The organism is Pseudomonas sp. TMW 2.1634 (assembly GCF_001703595.1).
Taxonomy (GTDB): Bacteria; Pseudomonadota; Gammaproteobacteria; order Pseudomonadales; family Pseudomonadaceae; genus Aquipseudomonas; species Aquipseudomonas fragi.
The window spans coordinates 1,153,187-1,173,751 of sequence record NZ_CP016849.1; the positions used below are offsets into that span (position 1 = coordinate 1,153,187).

The 20,565-nt window shown below is 58.5% G+C and carries 16 protein-coding genes; 6 read left to right on the forward strand and 10 right to left on the reverse strand.

The window, feature by feature from the left end; translation table 11 throughout:
- Positions 1-160: 160 nt before the first annotated feature.
- Entirely contained in the window at positions 161-1,168 is a 1,008-nt protein-coding gene (locus BFC21_RS05505; RefSeq protein WP_088377366.1) for a DNA-binding protein, read from the reverse strand.
- A 179-nt stretch (positions 1,169-1,347) separates the two neighbouring features.
- Here BFC21_RS05505 and BFC21_RS05510 point away from each other — a divergent pair, with 179 nt between their 5' ends.
- The 3 genes from BFC21_RS05510 to ahpF all read left to right on the forward strand — a co-directional run bounded on the left by BFC21_RS05510 (position 1,348) and on the right by ahpF (position 4,712).
- A complete protein-coding gene (locus BFC21_RS05510) occupies positions 1,348-2,286 on the forward strand; it encodes a site-specific integrase (protein WP_086797102.1) in 939 nt (312 codons plus the stop codon).
- Between the two features lie 172 nt (positions 2,287-2,458).
- Entirely contained in the window at positions 2,459-3,022 is a 564-nt protein-coding gene (gene ahpC, locus BFC21_RS05515) for an alkyl hydroperoxide reductase subunit C (protein ID WP_016780891.1), read from the forward strand.
- Between the two features lie 127 nt (positions 3,023-3,149).
- Positions 3,150-4,712, forward strand: a complete 1,563-nt coding sequence (gene ahpF / locus BFC21_RS05520; protein ID WP_088377367.1) for an alkyl hydroperoxide reductase subunit F — start codon at positions 3,150-3,152, stop codon at positions 4,710-4,712.
- 58 nt (positions 4,713-4,770) lie between these two features.
- On the opposite strand, the gene gloA is transcribed toward ahpF, so the two are convergent.
- From gloA to BFC21_RS05535, 3 genes are all read right to left on the reverse strand, one after another.
- A complete protein-coding gene (gloA, locus tag BFC21_RS05525; protein ID WP_016780893.1) occupies positions 4,771-5,292 on the reverse strand; it encodes a lactoylglutathione lyase in 522 nt (173 codons plus the stop codon).
- Between the two features lie 730 nt (positions 5,293-6,022).
- On the reverse strand, positions 6,023-6,382 hold the full coding sequence (locus BFC21_RS05530) for a histone-like nucleoid-structuring protein, MvaT/MvaU family (protein ID WP_088379470.1): 360 nt from the start codon (positions 6,380-6,382) through the stop codon (positions 6,023-6,025).
- Positions 6,383-6,619: 237 nt separating this feature from the next.
- The gene (locus tag BFC21_RS05535; RefSeq protein WP_088377368.1) at positions 6,620-8,167 is read right to left on the reverse strand and encodes an EAL domain-containing protein; all 1,548 of its coding nucleotides are present in this window, start codon (positions 8,165-8,167) and stop codon (positions 6,620-6,622) included.
- Positions 8,168-8,502: 335 nt separating this feature from the next.
- On the opposite strand from BFC21_RS05535, the gene hppD reads away from it, so the two are divergent.
- The gene (gene hppD, locus BFC21_RS05540; RefSeq protein ID WP_120265777.1) at positions 8,503-9,579 is read left to right on the forward strand and encodes a 4-hydroxyphenylpyruvate dioxygenase; all 1,077 of its coding nucleotides are present in this window, start codon (positions 8,503-8,505) and stop codon (positions 9,577-9,579) included.
- A gap of 164 nt (positions 9,580-9,743) precedes the next feature.
- Here hppD and BFC21_RS05545 read toward each other — a convergent pair whose 3' ends face one another.
- From BFC21_RS05545 to BFC21_RS05555, 3 genes are read right to left on the reverse strand one after another with little or no spacing between them, the layout of a single operon-like run.
- A complete protein-coding gene (locus tag BFC21_RS05545) occupies positions 9,744-10,379 on the reverse strand; it encodes a DUF1345 domain-containing protein (protein ID WP_088377370.1) in 636 nt (211 codons plus the stop codon).
- Positions 10,380-10,431: 52 nt separating this feature from the next.
- Positions 10,432-13,533, reverse strand: a complete 3,102-nt coding sequence (locus BFC21_RS05550; RefSeq protein ID WP_095004907.1) for an efflux RND transporter permease subunit — start codon at positions 13,531-13,533, stop codon at positions 10,432-10,434.
- Positions 13,534-13,535: 2 nt separating this feature from the next.
- Positions 13,536-14,690, reverse strand: a complete 1,155-nt coding sequence (locus BFC21_RS05555; RefSeq protein WP_086797110.1) for an efflux RND transporter periplasmic adaptor subunit — start codon at positions 14,688-14,690, stop codon at positions 13,536-13,538.
- A 170-nt stretch (positions 14,691-14,860) separates the two neighbouring features.
- Here BFC21_RS05555 and BFC21_RS05560 point away from each other — a divergent pair, with 170 nt between their 5' ends.
- Together BFC21_RS05560 and BFC21_RS05565 are read left to right on the forward strand one after the other, a co-directional pair.
- Positions 14,861-15,562, forward strand: coding sequence for a response regulator transcription factor (locus tag BFC21_RS05560; RefSeq protein WP_016780901.1), 702 nt, complete (start codon positions 14,861-14,863; stop codon positions 15,560-15,562).
- A gap of 4 nt (positions 15,563-15,566) precedes the next feature.
- Positions 15,567-16,862, forward strand: a complete 1,296-nt coding sequence (locus tag BFC21_RS05565; RefSeq protein WP_088377372.1) for an ATP-binding protein — start codon at positions 15,567-15,569, stop codon at positions 16,860-16,862.
- A 16-nt stretch (positions 16,863-16,878) separates the two neighbouring features.
- On the opposite strand, the gene rarD (BFC21_RS05570) is transcribed toward BFC21_RS05565, so the two are convergent.
- From rarD (BFC21_RS05570) to BFC21_RS05580, 3 genes are all read right to left on the reverse strand, one after another.
- The gene (gene rarD / locus BFC21_RS05570; RefSeq protein ID WP_029611407.1) at positions 16,879-17,760 is read right to left on the reverse strand and encodes an EamA family transporter RarD; all 882 of its coding nucleotides are present in this window, start codon (positions 17,758-17,760) and stop codon (positions 16,879-16,881) included.
- A gap of 321 nt (positions 17,761-18,081) precedes the next feature.
- A complete protein-coding gene (gene rarD / locus BFC21_RS05575) occupies positions 18,082-18,966 on the reverse strand; it encodes an EamA family transporter RarD (RefSeq protein WP_088377373.1) in 885 nt (294 codons plus the stop codon).
- A 180-nt stretch (positions 18,967-19,146) separates the two neighbouring features.
- Positions 19,147-20,460, reverse strand: a complete 1,314-nt coding sequence (locus BFC21_RS05580; RefSeq protein ID WP_088377374.1) for an MFS transporter — start codon at positions 20,458-20,460, stop codon at positions 19,147-19,149.
- Positions 20,461-20,565: the final 105 nt, after the last annotated feature.

Here is a 20,565-nt window from a genome sequence, read left to right on the forward strand (position 1 = left end):
ATGCAGCTTTTGTGGGGGCGGGCAGCTTGTGGGAGCGGGCTTGCTCGCGATTCGGGCACTGCGGTCTCTCAGGCATACCGCGGCGACTCCATCGCGAGCAAGCCCGCTCCCACAGCAAGCCCGCTCCCGCAGGGTTGGGCCTGGATCGAGTCAGGTAGCTCTACTGATCTTTGGTGGGCACGCTTTGCTCCGCATCTTTATTTAGCGCCTGCAGGCTTTCCAGTGCGGTTTCAGCCTTTATGGCGCGCAAGGAGAGGGCCGCGTGGCTTTCCTGGATCTGGGTGTGGGCCTGCTTCAACCCTTCACTTTCCTGTGCAGCCACGCGCAGGCGCTCTTGAAGCAGGGTGCGCTCACTCTGCAGTTGGCCGAGCTGGGCGGTGAGCTGTGCATTGAGGTTGCCCAGCTTGTGCTGCTGGTCGCTGGCCTGGTTCAGCTCCTTGCTCAGGGCACGGCTCTCGCTCAATACGCGCTCGTTATCGCGATGCAGCTGGGTGATTTCGTCCTGACGCACCAGTGCGCTTTGTTGTGCCTGGCGTAGCTCCATCTGCACTTGCTGCAGCTGCCCTTCGTGGCGGCGCTGATCCTGCTCGCGCTGCTCCTTGACCGCGCTGCGGTAGTGCTCAAGGGCGTCGCGGGCGTGCAGGTGCTTCTCTTCCAGCGAACGGATCTGCTCGTCGCGGTCCTTGAGGCGCAGGTCAAAGTCGCTGCAGGCCTGGTTCAGGGCGGCATTGCGGGTCTGTTCGGCCTGCAGCATGGAGCGGGTGGCGTCGAGGTTGGCGCTTTCCTGCTGCAGGGCCGTGCCCTGGATTTCCAGTTGCTGCTCCAGCTGAGTACGGGCGTCCTGCGCCTCGCTCAATTGCGCCTGCAGCTGCACCTTGAGCTGCTCGTAATGCGCCTGGGCCCGGTCGATGGGCTCTTGCGCCTGCTCTTGCAGGCGCTGGGCGAGGCGGGCGACCAGCTCGGTCAGTTCGTCATCGATCTGCTCGCGGGGCGCGCCACGGCGCGAATCCACCTCATCCAGCTCTTTCAGGTAGCGGTGGATAGTGGTCTTGGACCCGGTATTACCCATTTCGATACGTACCGCATCAATGCTCGGGTGCTCGCCACGGGCCAGGATCGCCGTGCGTGCAATTTGTACGACTGCCTTGTTTACACCGCCGCGCGCCATGCCTGTCTCCTACGATTATGTACTGTGGTATGTATCATGTAATTACATACTATATTAGCACATTATTATTGGTTTATTTTGTTAAAAATAACACGGGATATACTGGTATTATCCCGTGTTAGAGCCTTGGAACTGCTTTTAAGGCCCGTTTTCAGTACGCCACACAAGAGAGCTGCCCCATGAGCGAGCTGGATCGCTATTTAAATGCTGCGACCCGCGACAACACCCGCCGCAGTTATCGGGCTGCCATCGAGCACTTCGAAGTGACCTGGGGCGGGTTTCTGCCGGCCACCAGCGACAGCGTGGCGCGCTATCTGGTGGCCCATGCCGGGCAACTGTCGATCAACACCCTCAAGCTGCGCCTGTCAGCCATTGCCCAGTGGCACAACAGCCAGGGCTTTGCCGACCCGACCAAGGCGCCGGTGGTGCGCAAGGTGTTCAAGGGCATACGTGCCTTGCATCCGGTACAGGAGAAGCAGGCGGCCCCGTTGCAATTGCAGCATCTTGAACAAGTGGTCGAGTGGCTGGAGGGTGAGGCCCTGTCTGCGCAAGCCTGCGGCGATCGGCCAGGGTTGTTGCGCGCAAGGCGCGATGGCGCCCTGATCCTGCTCGGTTTCTGGCGCGGGTTTCGCAGTGATGAGTTGTGCCGCTTGCAAGTCGAGCATGTGCAGGCCGTGGAGGGGGCAGGCATTACCCTGTACCTGCCGCGCAGCAAAAGCGATCGCGACAACCTCGGCAAAACCTTCCAGACCCCGGCTTTGCTGCGCCTGTGTCCGGTGCGCGCCTATATTGAATGGCTCAACACGGCAGCCCTGGTACGCGGCCCGGTGTTCAGGGGGATTGACCGCTGGGGCAACCTGGGAGAGGAGGGGTTGCACGCCAACAGCGTGATCCCGCTGCTGCGCCAGGCCCTGGAACGCGCCGGCATCCCGGCCGAGCAGTACACCAGTCACTCCTTGCGTCGCGGTTTTGCAACATGGGCCCATCAAAGTGGCTGGGACCTGAAGTCGCTGATGAATTACGTCGGCTGGAAAGACATCAAGTCAGCCATGCGCTATGTTGAAGCCACCCCGTTTACCGGGATGAGCATCACCGCGCAAAAAAACATCGGCAACTGATCGACATCAAGTTGAAACCTGTTCAGGTGGATCATATTTAGTTTTCGGCTATTTATAGGTACGCCTGATAGCTAAAACCAATCGTCAGCATCAGCTTTGCCAATGAGCCAGATACGCAATGAGTTGTTAGGATTCACCCCATCAACTTTTCAACCCTGACGGAGAGTCAACGATGCCTATCATCAACAGCCAAGTTAAACCATTCAAAGCAACTGCCTACAAAAACGGCAGCTTCGTGGAAGTGTCGGACGCTGACCTGAAAGGCAAGTGGTCTGTCGTGTTCTTCTACCCAGCCGACTTCACCTTCGTTTGCCCAACCGAACTGGAAGACCTGGCTGACAACTACGAAGAGTTCAAGAAACTCGGCGTGGAAATCTACAGCGTGTCGACCGACACCCATTTTGCCCACGCTGCCTGGCACAACACTTCGCCAGCCATCGGCAAAATCCAGTACACCATGATCGGCGACCCTACGCTGACCATCTCGCGCAACTTCGACGTGCTGATCGAAGAAGCAGGCCTGGCTGACCGCGGTACATTCGTGATCAACCCTGAAGGTCAGATCAAGATCGTTGAACTGAACGATGGCGGCGTTGGCCGTGACGCTTCCGAGCTGCTGCGCAAAATCAAGGCTGCTCAGTACGTGGCTGCCCACCCAGGCGAAGTGTGCCCGGCTAAATGGAAAGAAGGTGAGTCCACCCTGGCTCCATCGCTGGACCTGGTCGGCAAGATCTAAGTCTGTGATGAACCCTAGGGCGGTGATCCGCACCTGAGTTGCAAGCAGCATCGCCCTCAAAACGCCCGGGCGACATTCGCTCGGGCGTTTTTTTTACACAGAATTCAGTATTAAGGAGATCGCCCGTATGTTGGACGCCAATCTAAAAGCTCAGTTGAAGTCATACCTGGAGCGGGTCACGCAGCCGATCGAGATTGTTGCTTCGCTCGACGACGGTGCGAAATCCCGTGAAATGCATGACCTGTTGAAAGAAATCGCCAGCCTTTCCAGCATGATCACCTTGCTGGACAACGGTAACGATTCGCGCAAGCCTTCGTTCTCGCTGAACCGCCCGGGCGGCGATATCAGCCTGCGTTTTGCAGGTATCCCCATGGGCCACGAATTTACGTCGCTGGTGCTGGCCTTGCTGCAAGTCGGCGGCCACCCATCGAAAGCCAGTCCCGAAGTGATTGAACAGATTCGCTCCCTTAAAGGCGAGTTCAACTTCGAGACCTATTTCTCGCTGTCTTGCCAGAACTGCCCTGACGTTGTGCAGGCGCTGAACCTGATGGCCGTGCTAAACCCGAACATTCGCCATGTGGCGATTGACGGCGCCCTGTTCCAGGACGAAGTCACCGAACGTCAAGTGATGGCGGTGCCCAGCGTCTACCTTAATGGTGTCAACTTTGGCCAGGGCCGCATGGGCCTGGAAGAGATCCTGGGCAAGCTCGACACCAGCGCCATTGAGCGCCAGGCCGAAAAAATCAGCGCCAAGGAAGCCTTTGACGTGCTGGTGATCGGCGGCGGCCCGGCCGGTGCAGCAGCGGCCATTTATGCTGCGCGTAAAGGCATCCGCACCGGCGTGGCAGCCGAGCGCTTCGGCGGTCAGGTGCTGGACACCATGGCCATCGAGAACTTTATCTCGGTTCAGGAAACTGAAGGGCCGAAGCTGGCCACGGCGCTGGAAGAGCACGTCAAGCAATACGACGTCGATATCATGAACCTGCAGCGTGCCGACAAGCTGATTGCCGGCAAGGCAGGGGAGTTGCACGAGGTGAAGTTTGCCAGCGGCGCTTCGCTCAAGGCCAAGACCGTGATCCTGGCGACCGGTGCGCGCTGGCGTGAAATGAACGTGCCGGGCGAGCAGGAATACCGCAGCCGTGGCGTGGCGTACTGCCCGCACTGCGACGGCCCGCTGTTCAAGGGTAAACGCGTTGCAGTTATCGGCGGCGGCAACTCCGGTGTTGAAGCAGCCATCGACCTGGCCGGTATTGTGGCCCATGTGACGTTACTGGAGTTTGACACCAAGCTGCGCGCCGATGCCGTGTTGCAACGCAAGCTGCACAGCTTGCCGAACGTGAAGGTCATCACCAACGCGCAAACCACCGAGGTGACCGGTGACGGCCAGAAGGTTAACGGTTTGCGTTACAAGGATCGTCAGTCGGGTGAGACCCACACGGTCGAACTGGAAGGCATCTTTGTGCAGATTGGCTTGCTGCCAAACACCGACTGGCTCAAAGGGGCGGTGGAGCTTACGCCTCGCGGCGAAATCGTGGTCGATGCCCGCGGCGAAACGTCCATCCCCGGCATTTTTGCAGCCGGTGACGTGACTACCGTGCCCTACAAGCAGATCGTGATTGCCGTAGGTGAAGGTGCCAAGGCCTCGCTGAGTGCCTTTGATCATCTGATCCGCACCTCTGCGCCGGACTAAGCGCGCAGACATAAAAAAACCCATGAGCAATCATGGGTTTTTTTTTTGCGTCCGGTTTTTACATCGGTTGCGGCTGGATGATCTCGACCCAGTAGCCGTCCGGGTCCTTGACGAATGCCAGGGACTTCATGCGGCCATCGTTCAGACGCTTCTGGAAGTCCACGCCCAGGGTTTCAAAACGCTCGCAGGCGGCGCGAATATCCGGCACCGAAATGCAGATATGGCCAAAGCCGCGCGGGTCGGTGTTGCCGTTGTGGTAAACCACGCTGTCGTCGGTTTCCGAACCGTGGTTGTGGGTCAGCTCCAGAATGCCGGGAATCGACTTCATCCACAGAGTGCGGGCTGCGTCGTCTGCCGGGATCTGAGCCTTGTCGACCAGCGCCAGGAAGTACAGGCTGAATTCGGCTTCGGGGAAGTCACGCTTCTCAACCAGGGAGAAACCCAGGACGCGGGTATAGAAGTCCAGGGACTTCTCGATGTTCTTGACGCGCAGCATGGTGTGGTTGAATACGAAATTTTGCGTTGCGCTATCCGGGGCAGCAGTGACACCGGGGATGTTGTTCAGGTCTTGCAGGCTCATGAACCCTCCGAAAATAATGCATAGGTGATCGGTCGCTACGGTGAGCGTGATGGGCGAATGATACGGAATGTGACGTCTGGCGCCAAACCCGTTTTCAGCGGTGCAGGCGGTCTGCGGCAAGGGGCAGAGCAGGGTGGCGGGCAAATCCCGGGCAAAAAGAAGCCCGCCGAAGCGGGCATGGGGCGCTAATCCTTTAGCAGCCTCTATCCTGTGACCCTTGATGTGAAAAAATTGTGAAGTGCGGGCGCGTTTACAGCCATTTGGTCGTATGGATCGCACAATAGGACAATTCCTACAAAGTATTACTGCTTTAGACGTAGGGTATTGATTATTGAGGCGCTGATGGGGGAGTTAAATGTGCGGGCATGTTCAAGGAATGAAATAGTGCATGGGTTTAACGGGGGGGATCTTCGAGTGTTGCACTCAAACAACCCGATGATAAGTAGGGGCTTGAACGAAGCTGAATGAAGTGGAGTCTTTGTAATTAAACAACTTTAATGGCGTTGGCGATAAAAAAAGCCCCGCTCTGGCGCAATGCTGTTCACTTAAGAGTCACGCAGTTCAAGTGTGGGAGCGGGCTTGCTCGCGATGGTCTTCAGAGCAGCGCATTTACTCAGTAAATACGCGTCTTCGTTCACGACCATCGCGAGCAAGCCCGCTCCTACAGATGCACAAATCGCTTAAGTAAACAACATTGCCGCTCTGGCGGGGCCTTGATTGTGTACAGGCTTTAAGCGCGCAGCCAGCTGTCCACTGTGGCAGCACCGTACTCTTCTTTCCACGCTTTCAGGCCGCGATGATTGCCGCCTTTGGTTTCAATAAGTTCGCCGGTGTGCGGATTCTGGTAGACCTTCAGCACCCGTGCCTTGCGTTGTTTGGGGGCCGCAACCCCTTTTGACGCAGCAGGGTTGGGGTCAAGAATGGCGATGATGTCCCGCAGGTTTTTGCCGTAGGCTTTCATCAAGGCCTGAAGTTTTTCTTCGAACTCGATTTCTTTTTTCAGTCCCGCATCATTTTTCAAGGCTTCCAATTGAGCCAGCTGTTCTTGTAGCGCTTTTTCAGCAGCGCGAAACTCAGCAAGTCTAGACAAAGTCATTACTCCATTCACAGGTTCGGTGGCATGTCACCGAAGCGAATTAATGATGTTTGGAATGCACAAGATTTACAGGGCTAACGTGCAAGTGCCACCCACTTGCTGCCGCGCCCGCTGATGCAAACATTTAAAAGTTCATGTTGACACAAAAAAATTGTAGATGTTAATTGCTGCGCTGCCAAGTGCTGCAGGCTGTCGATTGGAAAAAGTTTCATGGGCAACGCCTGCTTTATATTAAGAAGGGGTTAAGCGTGCTTGCAAAGCCAGAATAAACTCGGCGGGCGGCATGGGCCGGGCAAACAGATAACCTTGTAAAAAATCAACGCCCTGGTCGGCCAGGTACTGACTTTGTTCTTGTGTTTCTACCCCTTCGGCGACAATCCCCAAATCCAGCTTGGCGCTCAGCTCGATGATGCTGTCCAGAATATGCCTGGACAATGCATCGGCGCCAATCATGGCGACAAAACTCTGATCGATCTTCAAGTAGTCGACATTAAACTCGCGCAAGTAACTCAAGCTTGAATGCCCGGTGCCAAAGTCATCAATCGCAATCATCACCCCCAAGGCGTGCAACTGGCTGAACAAGTGGTGAGTGGTGGTACTGGGCACGATCAATTCGCGCTCGGTGAGTTCCAGCACCAGATTGATATGCCCGGGGGGAAATGCGGCAAGAAAACGCTGGCAGTCCTCAACCAGCTCAAGGTTTTGGCAATGGTGGGCGGCAATATTGAATGCCAGGTGAAATCCGGGTTCCAGTTCGCTGGCATGGGGGGCCAGCCACTGCGCGGTTTGGGCCATGAGCGAGCGCGTCATGGGCACAATCAACCCTGAGTGCTCGGCAAAAGGAATAAACAAGTCCGGCCGCACCAGGCCTTCTTTTGGGTGTTGCCAGCGCATCAACACTTCTGCCCCGGCCCATTGTTTGGTATCGCCGCGAACAACGGGCTGGAAGTAAGGAATAAACTCGGCAGCGTCCAGTGCCCGTTGCATTTCATGGGTCGGGGAAGAGGAGCGTTTTTTAAGCCGGTTAACCGTGGCAGCAGAGATCAGCCCCAGGAAGATCAACAAACCCAGTAATCCCGGGTATTCAACAATAATGCGGCGCCATACTTCATCTTTATCAAAACCGGCCACAACCCGGTAAGGAAACGCTGGCGATGACACGGCAGTCAGTGCCGAAGGCGGTTGAGGCGTGGGCGTGTTGCGCACCTGGCCATAGCGGTCAATCCAGTGGTTGCCGACTTCAATGATCAATTCGGTTTTAGGATTGATCAGGGCCAGTAGATTAACCAGGTGCGAGCCATACAACACGATCAGTACGCCACGCTCGCCGTTGTTTTGCCGGTAAACCAGAACGGGGTCTTCGGGGGTTACGTCCGTGCCGTCCATCAGTGACAGCACGCCATCTTTATACAGGTCAGGGTTGACCGCCGCTTTAAAACTGCCAAACAAGGAGGTGCAGTAAACCTGGTTGTGCCAGACCAGAATCACTGAGCGTACAAACGGGCGCCGTACAACTTGTTCGCGCAGGGCCAGTTCAACCTGAGGGCACTCCTGGCCTGCCAGCGGCAAGACGATATCCGCGGCCAGTTTGGCATTGTCGAGCATCAGGTCGAATTGGCGCACGGCTTCAGTCGCGGTGCGGGTGGCTTCAAGTTCAAGCGAACGGTGGGCCTGCCAGATAATGATCAGGACCCCCAGCACCACCGGCAACAGACCACTGAGCACAATCAATGCGTAGCGGTCGGTCCATTTACGGCTCAGTTTCAGTGTGAGTGGCATTCAGAGTCCTGGTACACATTAGGAAGACTTGGGTGCAAGCTACTGAACAATAGTAAATGTCCAGCGTTGCCTGCGGGTATTTCACATGGGGTAGGACAAACCGGATTACGCCATGTAGAATCGGCTTACGCATACAAGAATAACGACTTCTGCCACCAGAAGCCCTACCGCGTAAGAGATGGATCGAAATGAAGCGATTCGGGTTGCAATTGATCTACGGAGATTTCCTTGCGCGCAGTGTACGCGGGATCTCCTGTGCGCCTCCTGCCAGCCTCGGCATTGTTAGTGAATAACCCCCTGTTAATTCTAAAAATGACCATGATGAGGCGCCGAAAATGGCAGATCTATACGAAAACCCGATGGGCCTGATGGGCTTTGAATTTATCGAATTCGCATCCCCTGTACCCAATACCATTGAGCCTGTGTTTGAAATCATGGGCTTCACCAAGGTGGCGACCCACCGCTCCAAAGATGTCCATCTGTACCGTCAGGGCGATATCAACCTGATCCTCAATAACGAGCCCCACAGTGTTGCGTCCTACTTTGCGGCCGAGCACGGCCCTTCGGTCTGCGGCATGGCCTTTCGCGTGCGCAACGCGCAACAAGCCTACAACCGCGCGCTGGAACTGGGCGCTCAGCCGGTGCATATCCCTACCGGACCAATGGAACTGAACCTGCCAGCCATCAAAGGCATTGGCGGCGCGCCGCTGTACCTGATTGACCGCTACGGTGAAGGCAGCTCGATCTACGACATTGATTTTGTCTTTATCGAAGGCGTAGACCGCCACCCGGTGGGAGCGGGGCTGAAGATCATCGATCACCTGACCCATAACGTGTACCGCGGCCGTATGGCGTATTGGGCCAACTTCTACGAGAAGCTGTTCAACTTCCGTGAAATTCGTTATTTCGATATCAAGGGCGAATACACCGGCCTGACCTCCAAGGCCATGACCGCTCCGGACGGCATGATCCGCATTCCCTTGAACGAAGAGTCGTCCAAGGGCGCAGGGCAGATCGAAGAATTCTTGATGCAGTTCAATGGCGAAGGCATTCAGCACGTGGCATTCCTCAGCGATGACCTGATCAAGACCTGGGACGCCCTGAAGAAAATCGGCATGCGCTTTATGACGGCACCGCCAGAAACCTACTACGAAATGCTCGAAGGCCGCCTGCCCAACCACGGCGAGCCGGTGGAAGCGCTGCAATCGCGGGGGATTTTGCTGGACGGTTCATCTGACTCGCAAGACAAGCGTCTGCTGTTGCAGATCTTCTCGGAAACCCTGATGGGCCCGGTGTTCTTCGAGTTTATTCAACGCAAGGGCGATGACGGCTTTGGTGAAGGCAACTTTAAAGCGCTGTTTGAATCCATCGAACGCGACCAGGTGCGTCGTGGTGTGTTGAGCACTGACTAGCTTAAAGCCCCTCACCCTAACCCTCTCCCAAAGGGAGAGGGGACTGACCGAGTTGATGCGCAATTCAACTCAATACCATCAGATGGTCGATTCTTTAATATCCACCCGATCGGGCTCCCTCTCCCTCTGGGAGAGGGCTGGGGTGAGGGTCTTTGAATTGCCCCCTAAAACAATCCCGCCGCAATATTGATCGAAAACCCCAGCACGGCCGTGTTGAACAAAAACCCCAGCAGTGAATGCCCCAGCACCGCCTTGCGCATTTCGCGGGTGGCGATACTCACATCGGCTGTCTGTACCGCAACGCTGAGAGTGAAAGAGAAGTACATGAAATCCCAGTAGTCCGGGTTCAGTTCTCCCTCAGGGAAGCGCAGCGCCGGCTCGGTCCCTTCGTTGTTATAGAACAGCCTTGCGTAATGCAGGCTGAAAATCACCCCGATCATCAACCACGATCCCACCACCGTCAGCCCGGTAAAACCGTAATGCATCAGGCGATCGCCATCGCTGAGCTTGCTGCCTGACAGTTCCAGGGTCACCGCCGCCAGGCTGGCAATCGAGGCAATGCACACGGTGATTAACACCATGCTGGCGTTTTCATCTTCCACTTCGGCCGTGCTTTTCACGTCACAGGCTTTGGCGCGGATTACCAGCCAGAGCGTCATGGCCAGGTACAGCCAGACCCCGGCATTCCAGCCCAGCAGGAACTTGGTGGTCAGTGTGGAGGCGGGGGCGAAAATGCCGACCGCCACCCCGAGCAGGGTGGCGATGGTGAGGCGAGGATGGGTGCGGGCAAGGTGCGACATAAACAATCCCTGTTACCAAATAATGCAGCACCTTAGCACGCACCGCGCTGGCTTAACGTTGGCGAGGCTTGCTTCTTGTCAGTTTCATGACGACTACGAAGAACACCGGCACAAACACCACCGCCAGGGTGGCGACAATCATGCCGCCGATCACACCGGTACCGATGGCCTGCTGGCTGGCCGAGCTGGCCCCCGTGGCAATGGCCAATGGCACCACGCCGAGGATAAACGCCAGCGATGTCATGACAATCGGACGCAGACGCAAGCGGGCGGCCTGCACGGTCGCGTCCACCAGGTCATGGCCTTCGTCGTACAAGGTCTTGGCAAACTCGATGATCAGGATAGCGTTCTTCGCTGACAAACCAATAATCGTGATCAGACCCACTTTGAAGAACACGTCGTTGGGCATCCCGCGCAGCGTTACCGCCAGCACGGCGCCGAGCACACCCAGTGGCACTACGAGCAAAACCGCAGTCGGTATCGACCAGCTTTCATAGAGTGCTGCCAGGCACAGGAATACGATCAGCAGCGACAAGGCCAGCAGAACCGGTGCCTGGGCGCCGGACACCTGCTCCTGCAACGACAAACCGGTCCATTCCAGGCCCATGCCTGCAGGCAACTGGTCGACCAGACGCTGTACCTCTACCATCGCTTCGCCCGTACTGTGGCCGCCAGCCGATTCCCCGGAAATGCTGATGGCCGGGTAGCCGTTATAGCGCGTCAACTGTGATGGCCCCTGGATCCAGCGGGCTTCGACAAAGGCTGACAGTGGCACCATTTTGCCCTGGTCGTTGCGCACATTGATTTTCAGCAAGTCTTCGACCTGGCTGCGCTGATCGCCTTCAGCCTGGACCACGACTCGCTGCATGCGCCCCTGGTTCGGGAAGTCATTGATGTAGGCCGAACCCACGGCCGTCGACAGCACGGCACCAATGTCGGCAAAGGAAACCCCCAGGGCATTGGCGCGCTTGCGATCGACTTCAAGTTGCACCTGCGGGCTCTCTGCCAGCGCTTCTTCGCGGACATTGGCCAGTACCGGGCTTTTTTGCGCCAGTGCCAGCAGCTCGCTGCGGGCTTGCATCAATGCGTCGTAGCCAACCCCGCCGCGGTCTTGCAGGCGGAACTCAAAACCACTGGAGGTACCCAGGCCACTGACCGGGGGCGGCAAGATGGCAAAGGCAATTGCGTCCTTGAGTTCACTGAAGGCCGCGTTGGCCCGGTCGGCAATCGCTGCTGCCGAATCTTTGGCGCCGCGCTGCGACCAGTCCTTCAGGGTGGTGAAGGCCAGTGCCGCGTTTTGCCCGCTGCCCGAGAAACTGAACCCCAGGATCATGGTGGTGTTGCCCACACCGGGCTCGCTGGCGTTGTGCGCCTCGATCTGCTTGACCACGTTGATTGTGCGGTTCTGGCTGGCCCCGGGCGGCAGCTGGATATCGGTGATGATGTAGCCCTGATCCTCCACCGGCAAGAAGGAGGAGGGCAGGCGTGCGAAGCACAGCACCAGAATCACCAACAAAGCGCCATACACCAGCAGATAGCGGCCGCTGCGCTTGATCAGATGCACCACCCAGTTTTCATACCCTGCGCTCAGGTGCTCGAACTTGCGGTTGAACCAGCCAAAAAAGCCGCCCTTGGTGTGATGCTCGCCCTTGGCAATCGGCTTGAGCAGGGTTGCGCACAGCGCCGGGGTCAATGACAGGGCCAAAAATGCCGAGAACAGAATCGAGGTCGCCATCGACAGCGAAAACTGCTGGTAGATCACGCCCACCGAACCCGGCATAAAGGCCATTGGGATAAACACGGCCACCAGCACCAGGGTGATGCCGACGATTGCGCCGCTGATCTGGGTCATCGCCTTGCGTGTGGCGTCACGGGGCGAAAGCCCCTCGCTGACCATGATCCGCTCGACGTTCTCCACCACCACAATGGCATCGTCCACCAGTATACCGATGGCCAGCACCATGCCGAACATGGTCAGTACGTTGATCGAGAACCCCAGCACCAGCATGGTGGCGAACGTGCCCATCAGTGCCACCGGCACCACCAGGGTCGGGATCAGGGTGTAGCGAATGTTCTGCAGGAACAGGTACATCACCAGGAACACCAGCACCATCGCCTCGACCAGGGTGTAGATGACCTTGGTGATCGAGACTTTGACGAAGGGGGTGGTGTCATAGGGGATGGTGTACGACACGCCTGCCGGGAAGTAGCGGCTGAGTTCGTCCATTTTGGCGCGAATCAGGTTGCCGGTGTTCAGCGCATTGGCCTCCGGGGCCAGCTTGACGCTGAAGGCGCTGGCAGACTTGCCGTTCAGGCGGGTGCCGTACTGGTATTCCTGGCTGCCGATCTCAACCCGGGCCACATCGCTGACGCGTACCGTTGAGCCGTCTGGGTTGGCGCGCAGGACGATATCGGCAAACTCTTGCGGGGTTGAGAGCTGGCCCTTGACCAGTACCGTGGCGGTGATTTCCTGGGTGGAGCGGCCCGGCAAGTCGCCGATGCTGCCTGCCGAAACCTGGGCGTTCTGGCTGGCGATGGCCTGGTTGACATCCGCCGGGGTCAGGTTGAAGCCAATAAGCTTTTGCGGGTCGATCCAGATGCGCATGGCCCGTTCGGCACCATACAGCTGGGCCTTGCCCACGCCGTCGATACGCTTGACCTCGTTCATCACGTTGCGCGCCAGGTAATCGCTGAGCGCGACTTCATCCAGGGTGCTGGTGCTGTCGGCGGTCAGGGTCACCAGCATCAAAAAGCCCGAGGAGATTTTCTCTACCTGCAAGCCTTGCTGGATAACCGCCTGGGGCAGGCGTGACTCGACGGCCTTGAGGCGGTTCTGGACATCTACCTGGGCCATTTCCGGATCAGTGCCGGGCTTGAACGTCGCGGTAATGCTGGCACTGCCCAGGCTGCTCTGGGATTCGAAATACAGCAGGCCGTCAGTGCCGTTGAGCTCCTGCTCAATCAGGCTGACCACGCTTTCGTCCAGGGTTTGCGCCGAGGCCCCCGGGTAAATCGCGTACACCTCAACCTGCGGCGGCGCCACATCGGGGTATTTGGCGACAGGCAGCTGCGGGATGGCCAGGGCCCCCGCCAGCAGAATGAACAACGCAACGACCCAGGCGAAGACCGGGCGGTCGATAAAGAACTGCGGCATGCTCACCGATCCGTGGAGTGTGCGAGAGGGAGTGTCGGGTCATCGATTTGGACTTGTTCGCCCGGGCGGGCGTGTTGCAGGCCTTCAGTGACAATCCGGTCACCGGCCTTGAGCCCTGAGGTGACCGCCCAACGATCATTTTGCGCGCCGCCCAGTTGTACCGGTTGCAACTGCACGCGGTTGTCGGCATCGATCAACAGCACCTGGGCGATACCGGCGCTGTCGCGCAGGATGGCCCGTTGCGGCACGCTGATGCCTTCCTTGTTGACGGCCTGTTCAAGGCGTACCCGCACAAAGCTGCCGGGCAGCAAGTCATAGTCGGGGTTGGGGAATTCGCTGCGCAGGATGATCTGCCCGGTGCTCGGGTCCACCGTCACATCCGTGAACAGTAATTTGCCCGGTAACGGGTAAGCGCTGCCGTTGTCGCGAATCAGGGTGGCCCTGGCCTGCTGCTTGCCGACTTGCTGCAGTTCGCCGGCGCGGAAGGATTCGCGCAGGTTGTCCAGGTCACGGGTGGATTGGGTGAGGTCGACATGGATCGGGTTCAGTTGCTGGATGCGCGCCATCGGCGTGACCTCGCCCTGGCCGACCAGTGCGCCTTCGGTGACCAGCGCGCGGCCAATGCGCCCGGAAATCGGCGCGGTCACGGTGGCATACCCCAGGTTCAGTTTTGCGCGCTGCACGGCGGCCTTGTTGGCGGCCACATCGGCGTTGGCTTGCTGCGCTGCCGCGCGCGCGTTGTCATGGTCCTGGCGGCTGATGGCATTGATGCCGATCAGTTCGGCATAGCGCTGGTCCTGCAGTTTTGCCTGCAGGGCCACTGCCTCGGATTTGCGCAGTGCTGCACTGGCGCTGTCCAGATCGGCCTGAAACGGTGCAGGGTCGATCAGGAACAGGACATCGCCCTGTTTGACTTCACTGCCTTCGGTGTACACGCGCTTGAGCACCACGCCGGCGACCCTGGCACTGACTTGTGCCACGCGCGGGGCGACCACGCGCCCGCTCAATTCGTTATTGACCGACAGTGGCGCCGTGGCGATGACTTCGGTGCGCACTTTGGCCAGAGGCGGCCGGGTTTCAGCGACCGGGCTTTTGTCACAGGCGCTGATGGCCAGGGCCAGGGCCGTTAGAAATAGAGGGGCGAAGAGCTTTTTCAACGATCGTGCCTTCTGAAATATGCGGGATGTTTCTGTTTGGCATGCTAAGCGCAGCACGCAAGGGGCGTTGTGAAGCTATGTAGAGGGTGTGTGAAAAAGTGTGAAGGTTATGCGGCTATCCCTGCCAGGTTGTATATCCTTCGGGTTTCCCCCGGTTGTAAGCAGTTATTATGCCCACTATTTTGCTGGTCGAAGACGATGCCGCACTTTCGGAGCTGATTGCCAGCTATCTGGAGCGCAATGGCTATCAAGTCAGCGTGATTGCCCGCGGCGATCAAGTATGTGACAGAGCAAGAAGCAACCCCCCGGACCTGGTCATTCTTGACCTGATGTTGCCGGGCCTCGATGGCCTGCAAGTCTGCCGTTTGCTCCGTACCGAGTCGGCAAGCCTGCCGATCCTGATGTTGACGGCCCGCGACGATAGCCATGATCAGGTGCTGGGGCTAGAGATGGGGGCTGACGATTATGTGACAAAACCTTGCGAGCCCCGCGTCCTGCTGGCCCGCGTGCGCACTCTTTTGCGTCGCAGCAGCCTGGCCGAGCCGCAGATGGCCAGTGACCGCATCATTATCGGCAACCTGTGCATCGACCTGTCGGAGCGCACCGTCAACTGGCGCGGGCAGACCGTCGAGCTGTCCAGCGGCGAGTACAACCTGTTGGTGGTGCTGGCCCGCCACGCTGGTGAAGTGCTGAGCCGCGACCAGATTTTGCAGCGTCTGCGCGGTATCGAGTTCAATGGCACGGACCGCTCGGTCGACGTGGCTATTTCCAAGCTGCGGCGCAAGTTCGACGACTGCGCCGGTGAAGCGCGCAAGATCAAGACCGTATGGGGCAAGGGCTACCTGTTCAGCCGCTCCGAGTGGGAATGCTGAGGCCATGTTCAAGATCCTGATACGCCTCTATCTGGTGACCATCGTGACGTTTGCCATGGCCAGTTATCTGGTGCCCGGGGTGATCGTGTCGCTGTTTCACGAGCGTTTCATGAACTACAACATCGACATGTCGCGGGGCATGCAGGCCCTGCTGGTCAAACAGTTCCACCATCTGCCCGCTGAACAATGGCCCGACCTGGCCCGGGAAATCGACACGCAGTTCCAGCCCATCAGAGTCAACCTGCTGCCCATCACCGATGCCAAGTTCACTGCCGACGAGCAACAACAGTTGAAGCAGGGGCAGGGCGTGTTGCGCATTGGCGAGTGGGGCTGGCGGACACTGGTGGTTTCACCGCTGGACGATCAGGTGGCAATCGAATGGGTCATGCCGCCTGACCCGTTTGACATGAATGTGCTGTACTGGAGCATCAACGTACTGATCGGTGCCGCCATGCTCGGCGGCCTGCTGTTGTGGCTGCGGCCGCACTGGCGCGACCTGGAACGGCTCAAACTGACGGCGGCGCGCATTGGCCAGGGGCAGTTGAGCGAACGCACGCAGATCTCCCAGCGTTCCAATATTTATGGCCTGGCCACGGTGTTTGACGCGATGGCGCAGGATGTCGAGCATCTGCTCAACCAGCAGCGTGACTTGCTCAATGCGGTGTCCCATGAGCTGCGCACGCCTTTGACACGTCTGGATTTCGGCCTGGCCCTGGTGTTGTGTGATGACCTGCCCGAAGCCAGTCGTGAGCGCCTGCAAGTGCTGGTGGGGCATATCCGCGAGCTGGATGAGCTGGTGCTTGAACTGTTGTCGTTCAGCCGCCTGCAGAACCCGGCGTTGCTGCCGGAACGGGTCGACGTGTCGCTGGATGAATTTATCGACAGCATCCTCGGCAGTTTCGATGAGGAGCTGGAGGCCCCGGAAATCGTCCTGGATGTGCTGTTGCACGGTACTCAGGAGCGCTTTGCCCTTGATCCACGGCTGACCGCGCGGGCGCTGCAAAACCTGCTGCGCAATGCCATGCGTTACTGCGACCGGCGCATTCAGGTGGGGGTCAACGTCACTGCGCAGGGCTGCGAACTGTGGGTGGATGACGATGGTATCGGTATTCCCGAGCAGGAGCGCGAGCGCATCTTCGAGCCGTTTTACCGTCTGGACCGCAGCCGCGACCGGGCGACCGGCGGCTTTGGCCTGGGCCTGGCAATCAGCCGCCGCGCCTTGCAAGCGCAGGGCGGCACGCTGAACGTCGAGCAATCGCCCCTGGGCGGTGCCCGCTTCAAACTCTGGTTACCGGTTTGAAGCGGGCTGTTGCGGCCTAGATGGAGCGGCGCTGACGGCTCACGTGCTTCAAGCCTTCAATGATCAGTACCACCACTGCCAGCCAGATCGGCCCGTAGGTCAGCCATTGACCGTCTTGCAGGCTGTCGCCCAGCAGCAGGGCGACGGCGACCAGTAATACCGGTTCGACATAACTGAGCAGGCCAAACAGGCTGAAGGGCAGCAGGCGGCTGGCCAGGATATACGAGAAGCCGGCGGCAGCACTGATGATGCCCATCAGCGGGACCAGCGCATACAGCGCCTGGCGTTGCTCGCCAAGGTCGATATGCGGCCCTGCCAGCACAAACCACAGGGATGCCGGAACCATCAGCAACATGTCCAGCCAGAGGCCACCCAGGTTGTCGATGCCGATCTTCTTGCGCAGCACGAAGTACATCGGGTAACCGATGGCGACCACCAGGGTCGTCCAGGAAAACCCGCCGGTGCGATACAGCTCATTGGCCACGCCGACCACGGCCAGGGCCGTGGCGATTTTTTGCAGGTGCGACAGGTGCTCGCCGTAGACGATGCGGCCGGTGAGGATCATCGTCAGGGGCAACAGGAAGTAGCCCAGCGACACATCCAGACCGTGTCCGTTGAGCGGCCCCCACATAAACATCCAAAGCTGCAGACCCACCAGGAAGCTGGTGAGCAGTACGCAAGGAATCAGTAGAGGTTTATCGCGTAAGCGCTTGAAAATGATAGGAACCCATTTCCAATCGCCAGAGAGGCAGATAAACAGGGTCATGAAGGGCAGCGAGATCAGTATTCGCCAGCCGAAGATTTCCTGGCCATCGAGGGGCCAGAGAAGGGAAGTGAACCAGTACAGGACGCCAAACAAGCAGGAAGCCAAAATCGATAGAACAATGCCTTTAGACACAACAACCTCAATGGATCTACAACGTTACTCATGTGAGTGGGCACATAGCTTGAGGCTGTTGGAGGCCATTGGCAAACGCCTTTTAAACCAGTTACTTGGGAGTGATTCTTGTTGGTGATGTTTAAGTTTAAAAAACGCAAGCAATTACTGGGCCAAAGTCGTTTAAAACGTGCGTTCGTGTTTTTCAAAAAAACTGATTAACGGTGTGTTTTGCGGCTGATTGTGGGAGCGGGCTTGCTCGCGATCGGAGGACGGGGTGCATCGGGCAGACCCCATCGCCTGTATCGCGGGCAAGCCCGCTCCCACATGGAAACCGGGTAGCTACACCGACCGGCGCTGACGCACCAGGTGCTTGAACCCCTCATAAATCAGTACCAGCACCGCCAGCCAGATGGGCAGGTAGGTCAGCCATTGCCCCGCGCTGATGCTTTCACCCAGCAGCAATGCGACCAGTACCAGCAACACCGGCTCAACATAGCTGAGCAGGCCGAACAGGCTGAAAGCCAGCATCCGGCTGGCGAGGATGTAGCTGATCAGTGCCAGGGCACTGATGCCTCCCAGCATCGGGATCAGCGCATACAGCGCCGGGCGATGGCTGGCCACATCAAAGCCTTGCTCGCCGCTTTGCACAAACCACCAGGCCACCGGCATCAGCAGCAACATGTCGACCCACAGGCCGCCGAGGTTGTCGGTGCCAGCGCGTTTGCGCAGCACAAAGTACAAGGGATAGCCGATAGCCACCACCAGCGTCGTCCAGGAGAACCCGCCCACCCGGTACACTTCGTTGGCGACCCCGAGCGTGGCCAGTGCGGCAGCGATTTTTTGCAGGTGGGACAGTTGCTCGCCATACACCAGGCGCCCGGTGAGCAGCATGGTCAGCGGCAGCAGGAAGTAGCCCAGGGATACGTCAAGGCTGTGGCCATTGAGTGGCGCCCAGAGGAACAGCCAGAGCTGCACACCCACCAGGGCACTGGATGCTACCAGCACCGCAGCGAACCGGGGTTGCTGGCGCAGCCGCGAGAAAATCACCGGAATCAATCGCCAATCGCCGGAAAAGCACATGAACAGGGTCATGCAGGGCAGGGTCAGGAGCATCCGCCAGCCGAAGATCTCGGCGCCGCTCAAGGGCCAGAGCAGGGATGTGAAGTAATACATGACACCGAACAGGCTCGATGCCAGAACAGACAGAACAATACCTTTGGACACAACAGCCTCGTTGAAACACGCATTTTGATTATTAGAAGTGCGTAGCTTGAGGCTCGGCGGGCTGTAGGGCAAATCCTTGATTGATTGTGGGCGCCAGAGCATCTGTGGGAGCTGCGGTCTGTCTGTCAGACCGCGGTGTTGCCATCGCGGGCAAGCCCGGCTCCCACAGGTTGTGCTTGATTAAGCGTTCTTGATCCCGCGGGTCATGCGCAGTGCCAGCAGGCTGCCACCCACGATCACCGCCGCCAGCAGATACAGGGCCACATCAGTGGAGCCTGCAGCGTCTTTGACAAAACCCACCAGGTACGGGCTGAGAAAACCGGCCATCTGCCCCATCGAGTTGATCAGTGCCAGCCCGCCCGCTGCCGCACCGGCGCTGAGCATCGCTGTGGGCACGGGCCAGAACATCGGCAAACCGGTCAGCGCGCCCATGGTCGCAATGGTCAGGCCCAGAATCGCAATGGCCGGTTGGGTGGCGAAGTTCACCGCAATCACCAGCCCCAGCGCGCCCATCAGCATCGGCACCACCAGGTGCCAGCGGCGTTCCTTGTGCAAGTCGGCAGAACGCCCGACCAGCAGCATGAATACCGCTGCCAGCAGGTAGGGAATGGCGCTGATCCAGCCAATCACCAGGGTGTCGCTAAAGCCCAGGTTCTTGATGATCGACGGCAACCAGAAGTTGATCGCGTACACGCCGCTCTGGATGCAGAAGTAGATCAGGCCAAAGGCCCAGATGGCCGGGTTCTTGAACACCGCCAGCAGCGAATCGGTGGAAGAGGCCGGTTTGCTCGCCGCATCCAGCCGGTGGTCAGCTTCCAGTACCGCCCGCTCGTGGGCGCCCAGCCATTTGGCGTTGGCAAAACTGTCACTGAGCAGGTAGATCGCCAGCACGCCCAGCAAGACGGTAGGCACGCCTTGCAGCAGGAACATCCACTGCCAGCCGGCCAGGCCGCCCTGGCCGGCTGCGAAGTGGCTGAGGATCCAGCCGGAGAACGGCCCGCCAATCAGGCCTGAAACCGGAATGGCGCACATGAACAGGGCCATGATCCGGCCACGGCGAAAGGTCGGGAACCACTGCGACAGATACAGCACCACACCCGGGAAAAACCCCGCCTCGGCGGCGCCGGTCAGCAGGCGCAGCAGGTAGAAGCCGGTGGGGGTGGTGACAAACATCAGGCAGGTCGACAGCGTGCCCCAGGCGATCATCATCAGCGCGATCCAGCGCCGCGGGCCGAACCGGGTCAGGGCCAGGTTGCTCGGCACGCCGCACAGCACATAGCCGATAAAGAAGATCCCGGCACCGAGGCCGTAGACGGTTTCGCTGAACTTGAGTGCGTCGAGCATCTGTAATTTGGCAAAGCCAACGTTTACCCGGTCAAGGTAATTGAACAGATAGCAGATAAAAATAAACGGGATCAAGCGCAGGGTGATGCGCTTGTAGATGGCGTTTTTATCGTCATCGCTGATCGGCGATGCGGTGGCGCTCTGTGACATCTTATGTCTCTCTTTATTATGTTTTTTCACGATCCAGGGGTAACGTTGACCGCAGCTTGAGTCTCGGTCACCACAACGCCGCTGTCTTTGTGCTGTCGCACAGCA

Coding starts and splice junctions, on each gene's coding strand:
- gloA (WP_016780893.1), bottom strand. CDS start 5,292: ATGAGCCTGCAAGACCTGAACAACATCCCCGGTGTCACTGCTGCCCCG.
- BFC21_RS05550 (WP_095004907.1), bottom strand. CDS start 13,533: ATGCCGCAGTTCTTTATCGACCGCCCGGTCTTCGCCTGGGTCGTTGCG.
- hppD (WP_120265777.1), top strand. CDS start 8,503: ATGGCAGATCTATACGAAAACCCGATGGGCCTGATGGGCTTTGAATTT.
- BFC21_RS05560 (WP_016780901.1), top strand. CDS start 14,861: ATGCCCACTATTTTGCTGGTCGAAGACGATGCCGCACTTTCGGAGCTG.
- BFC21_RS05535 (WP_088377368.1), bottom strand. CDS start 8,167: ATGCCACTCACACTGAAACTGAGCCGTAAATGGACCGACCGCTACGCA.
- BFC21_RS05580 (WP_088377374.1), bottom strand. CDS start 20,460: ATGTCACAGAGCGCCACCGCATCGCCGATCAGCGATGACGATAAAAAC.
- BFC21_RS05510 (WP_086797102.1), top strand. CDS start 1,348: ATGAGCGAGCTGGATCGCTATTTAAATGCTGCGACCCGCGACAACACC.
- ahpC (WP_016780891.1), top strand. CDS start 2,459: ATGCCTATCATCAACAGCCAAGTTAAACCATTCAAAGCAACTGCCTAC.
- ahpF (WP_088377367.1), top strand. CDS start 3,150: ATGTTGGACGCCAATCTAAAAGCTCAGTTGAAGTCATACCTGGAGCGG.
- BFC21_RS05505 (WP_088377366.1), bottom strand. CDS start 1,168: ATGGCGCGCGGCGGTGTAAACAAGGCAGTCGTACAAATTGCACGCACG.
- BFC21_RS05545 (WP_088377370.1), bottom strand. CDS start 10,379: ATGTCGCACCTTGCCCGCACCCATCCTCGCCTCACCATCGCCACCCTG.
- BFC21_RS05565 (WP_088377372.1), top strand. CDS start 15,567: ATGTTCAAGATCCTGATACGCCTCTATCTGGTGACCATCGTGACGTTT.